The following is a 1557-nucleotide window of genomic DNA, read 5'->3' as shown; positions in this document are numbered from 1 at the left end:
GTAGGGGAGTAGGGGAGTAGGGGAGTAGGCAGGACACTCGAGGCAATTCACATACTGCCTTACTGCCCCGATTCCTTATCGCCCTACATCTTGTCGATCACCGACTGCACGCCCTCGGTCGGGGCGTCGACGGACGATCCGGCTACCATGATGGCGGCGACGATCGCTTCGGGGTCGTCGACGACCAGCGGCTTGACCCGCTGCGCGGTGTGGATGAAGCCTTCGGCGGCCATGTGATCGAGCAGCGCCAGCATCGGATCCCAAAATCCTTTGACATTGGCGAAGACGATCGGCTTGCGATGATGGCCAAGTTGTCCCCAGGTCATGATCTCGACGATCTCCTCGACCGTGCCGATGCCGCCCGGCAGTGCCACAAAGGCGTCGGATTTCTCGAACATCTTGTGCTTGCGCTCGTGCATGTTGTCGGTGATCAAGAGTTCATCGAGCCGGTCAAGCGCTGTTTCGCTCGCCTCCTTGTTGATCAGGAAGCGCGGAATGATGCCCGTCACCTTGCCGCCGGCCTTGAGCGCGCCTTCGGCGACAGCGCCCATGATGCCTTTGGTGCCGCCGCCATAGACCAGCCGCAATCCCGCTTTGGCAATTGAGCGCCCGAGCAGGTGTCCGGCCTTGATATAGATTTCATCGCGGCCCGGAGACGAGCCGCAATAGACGCAGACGGATCGAATCGTGTTCATGTCGATGATTGGTGATTGGGTCTGAAAGCGCGGTCAAGCCCCAAGGGTTAACGGCCTGGGCTTTTTCTTGTCGGTATTGCTAAAACAGGCTAGACCGGCGTTAGGTGGCTAAGGGGTAGGGAAATATGGCAATTAATCCACTGAAGGCGTTCCTGTTCGCGGCGGGTGGGACCGTTGCGGCCGCGGGAACCGCCTATGTAGCGGGCGCACTCGACCCGTATCTCAATCCCACGCCGCCGGCGCAAGTGGCGGCGCAGACGCCGCCCGCAGCGGCAAAATCGGCTGATCCCGGCACCGAAGCGCGGCTGCCCGCCGCTGAGGTCCCGGCGGCTCCCGCCGCAGTGCCCCAGGCAACGGCACCGGCCGCACCGGCCGCGGACGCGCCGGCTGCGGCCGGTCCGGTCGCACCGTCTTTCGACGTCGTGCGCGTTGAAAGCAATGGCTCGATTGTCGTCGCCGGCAATGCGGCGCCCAACGCCAAGGTCGAAATCCTCAATGGCTCGACGGTGCTTGGCTCGACGGTCGCTGGTCCCGATGGCGCCTTCGTTATCATTCTCGATGATCCGCTGAAGCCCGGCGATTATACGATCGCGCTGCGCGCGACCACCGGTGACGTCGTAACGCCCTCGGTGCAGACCGCCGTCGTTTCGGTTCCCAAGGATGCGGCCGGCCAGGTGCTGGCCATGGTCGAGGAGCCGGGCAAGCCGGCCGAATTGCTGACCGTTCCCGCACCCGAGACAAAGCCGGCTGCTCCGGCCGCCGCGCCGGCTGCTCCCACAGCCGAAGCCCCCGCAACCGCTCCGGCGCCAGCCGCCCCAGCGCCAGCCGTGGTCGACGCAACACCGGCTCCTGCAGCGCCGGC

1 protein-coding gene and 1 pseudogene are annotated in these 1557 nt (G+C 64.6%); one reads left to right on the top strand and one right to left on the bottom strand.

Features of this window, described 5'->3' with window-relative positions:
* Window positions 1-83: 83 nt before the first annotated feature.
* Complete coding sequence (locus ENZ74_RS31380) at window positions 84-695, bottom strand: TIGR00730 family Rossman fold protein (RefSeq protein ID WP_013532550.1); 612 nt, start codon at window positions 693-695, stop codon at window positions 84-86.
* Between the two features lie 125 nt (window positions 696-820).
* Here ENZ74_RS31380 and ENZ74_RS31375 point away from each other — a divergent pair.
* Window positions 821-1557, top strand: a pseudogene (locus ENZ74_RS31375) (peptigoglycan-binding protein LysM); the annotation flags it as partial.

Source organism: Mesorhizobium sp. M7A.F.Ca.CA.002.15.2.1 (genome assembly GCF_003998715.1).
In the GTDB taxonomy this organism is placed as follows: Bacteria; Pseudomonadota; Alphaproteobacteria; order Rhizobiales; family Rhizobiaceae; genus Mesorhizobium; species Mesorhizobium ciceri.
The sequence above is the reverse complement of the archived record's forward strand: the minus strand, read 5'-3'. Positions and strand labels throughout refer to the sequence as shown.